This is a genomic window from Achromobacter sp. (assembly GCF_057314935.1).
In genome coordinates, this window is the sequence record NZ_DBHKZA010000154.1 from 3,274 (window position 1) to 6,275 (window position 3,002).

The window sequence follows — 3,002 nt, forward strand, 5'->3', positions numbered from 1 at the left end:
CGGCAGCCGATGCCGCGGCAGCGGCTGCGCCCGCCCCGGCGGCGCCCGTGCCTGCGGCCCCGGTGGTGGCGGAATCGGCGGCTGCCGCCGAAGCCATCACCCAGGCGGCGGCGCGCGCGTCGCGTCCGGCGGCCCCGGCGCATGCCGACAAGGAATCCACGTCGATCCGCGTGGGCGTGGAAAAGGTCGACCAGGTGATCAACCTGGTGGGCGAACTGGTCATTACGCAAGCCATGCTGGCGCAGACGGCCTCCACGTTGGATCCCGTCCTGCACGACCGCCTGCTCAACGGCATGGAACAGCTGGAACGCAACGCCCGCGACCTGCAGGAAGCGGTGATGTCGATCCGCATGATGCCGATGGACTACGTGTTCAGCCGCTTCCCTCGCCTGGTGCGCGACATCGCCAGCAAGATGGGCAAGCAGATCGAACTGCAGACCTACGGCCGCGCGACCGAGCTGGACAAGAGCCTGATCGAACGCATCATCGACCCGCTGACGCACTTGGTGCGCAACAGCCTGGACCACGGCATCGAGACGCCCGAAAAGCGCATCGCCGCCGGCAAGGATCCGGTGGGGCAACTGGTATTGTCCGCCCAGCATAACGGCGGCAACATCGTCATTGAAGTCAGCGACGACGGCGGCGGCCTGAACCGGGACAAGATCCTCAAGAAGGCCATGGCCCAAGGCCTGGCGGTCAACGAGAATTCGCCGGACGACGAAATCTGGCAACTGATCTTCGCGCCGGGCTTCTCTACGGCCGAAAAGGTCACGGACATTTCCGGCCGCGGCGTCGGCATGGACGTGGTGCGCCGGAACATCCAGGACATGGGCGGCCACGTGCAGCTGTCTTGCGAGCCGGGCAACGGCACGACGACCCGCATCGTGCTGCCCCTGACGCTGGCCATCCTGGACGGCATGTCGGTGCGCGTGGGAGAAGAGACCTTCATCCTGCCGCTGAACCACGTGACGGAATCGCTGCAGCCGACCAATGACCAGATCTATTCGGTGGCGGGCAACGAGCGCGTGATGCATGTCCGCGGCGAATACCTGCCGCTGGTCGAGATGCACCGCGTGTTCTCCGTCAACGACGCCCAGACTGATCCCACGCAAGCCATCGCCGTCATCATGCAGGCTGAAGACCGCCGTTTCGCGCTGCTGGTCGATCACCTGATCGGACAGCACCAGGTCGTGGTCAAGAACCTTGAGTCGAATTACCGCAAGGTCCCCGGCATCTCCGCCGCCACCATCCTGGGCGATGGCAGCGTGGCGCTGATTGTCGACGTATTTGCGCTTGCGCGCGCCAACCGTGAGCGTTGGTCGCAGCCCGAAGCCATTCTGAATTGATGGAGCACTGAAAAATCATGGCAGCCAAACCGCAAGCGCAATCCGCGCGCAACGAAGATGTCGGCAGCGAATTCCTGGTCTTCACGCTGGGCGATGAAGAGTACGGCATCGACATCCTGAAAGTGCAGGAAATCCGCGGCTACGACGCCGACACGGTGACCCGCATCGCCAACGTCCCCGCGTTCATCAAGGGCGTGACGAATCTGCGCGGCATCATCGTTCCGATCGTCGACCTGCGCATCAAGTTCAACCTGAACCGGGTCGAATACAACGAGCAGACCGTTGTGATCATTCTGAACCTGGACCGCCGCGTGGTCGGCATCGTGGTCGACGGCGTGTCCGACGTGCTGATGCTCAACGCCGGCCAGATCCGTCCGGCGCCGGAGTTCGGCGCCACGCTGTCCACCGAATACCTGACCGGTCTGGGCACCGTGGATGAGCGCATGCTGATCCTGGTGGACATCGAAAAGATGATGACCAGCGATGAAATGGCGCTGGTGGAGAAGGCCGCTTCCTGATCGGAATCCGGCCGGAATGCGGGGTAGAGGCGCCATATTGAATCCGATGTGGCGCTTTCCTTTAACGATTGCAGTCAAGGGATGGTTCTTGTGATGCGCAAGTTTTTCGCGAACATGACGATACGCAGCAGCCTGTTGTGGGTGCTGGCGTTCTTCTCCTTCATGTTGGTGATCGGGGCGGCGCTTGGCGTGCTGTCGCTGCGCATCAGCAATGGGACCCTGGCTGAAATCAAGCAATCGCAAGAACTGGACGATGCGGTGGGCCGCGTCGTGTCCAGCTACAAGGACTCCATGAACGGCCTGGCCCGTGCGGCCACCGCCAACTATGCGGATATCGTCAGCAGCGTCGGCCAGGCGACCTTGCTGACGCAAGGCCTGTCTTCGGAGGCCACGGGCCTGCTGGAGCGCGCCAAGGCGGCCATGAACAAAGGCCAGGCCGAATTCGAGTATTACAAGACGCTGCCGCAGCCTGCCGAAGCGGCCGAATCGCTCAAGGAAATCGAGGCGTCGTATGGCGCGCTGGTTCAGCAAGGCCTGACGCCGCTGGTCGCCGCCCTGGAAAAGGCCGACATGCCGGCCTACCAGAAGCAGGTGCAGACGGTGCAGGACGCGCTGGAAGGCCGCTTCGCCCGCGCGGTCGAAGGGTTCGATTTCTGGCGCGCAAGCAAGATGCTGGACGCGCATGAAGTGGCGCAGGTGCGCTATCAATTCGTGTTGATCGCCGTCAGCGCAGGCGGCGTCATCGCCGCGCTGCTGGTGTTCGCGACCTATGTGTTCCTGCGCCGCCGCGTCTTGCAGCCGCTGAAGGAAGCCGGCCACCATTTCGACCGCATCGCAGGCGGCGACCTGACTGCCCGCGTGGACGTGCGCAACACCAACGAGATCGGCCAGCTGTTCGCGGCGCTCAAGCGCATGCAGGAAAGCCTGACCCGCACCGTGTCGACGGTACGCCGCGGCGTGGACGAAATCAATGTGGGGTCGCACGAAATCGCGGCCGGCAATACGGACCTGTCCAGCCGTACCGAGCAGCAGGCGGCCTCCCTTGAAGAAACCGCAGCCTCGATGGAGCAATTGGCGTCCACCGTGAAGCAGAACGCGGACAACGCGCGCCAGGCGAACCAGCTGGCGGCAAGCGCGT

At 63.8% G+C, this 3,002-nt stretch carries 3 protein-coding genes; all 3 read left to right on the plus strand.

Features of this window, described 5'->3' with window-relative positions:
- Nucleotides 1–1,346 (plus strand): chemotaxis protein CheW (locus ACO6D5_RS29220; protein WP_485827328.1); only part of this gene is annotated, 1,346 nt, incomplete at its 5' end.
- 17 nt (nucleotides 1,347–1,363) lie between these two features.
- The gene (cheW, locus tag ACO6D5_RS29225; protein WP_315847514.1) at nucleotides 1,364–1,864 is read left to right on the plus strand and encodes a chemotaxis protein CheW; all 501 of its coding nucleotides are present in this window, start codon (nucleotides 1,364–1,366) and stop codon (nucleotides 1,862–1,864) included.
- A gap of 93 nt (nucleotides 1,865–1,957) precedes the next feature.
- Nucleotides 1,958–3,002, plus strand: a 1,045-nt coding sequence (locus tag ACO6D5_RS29230) for a Tar ligand binding domain-containing protein (RefSeq protein ID WP_485827329.1), incomplete at its 3' end; no start/stop codon positions are given.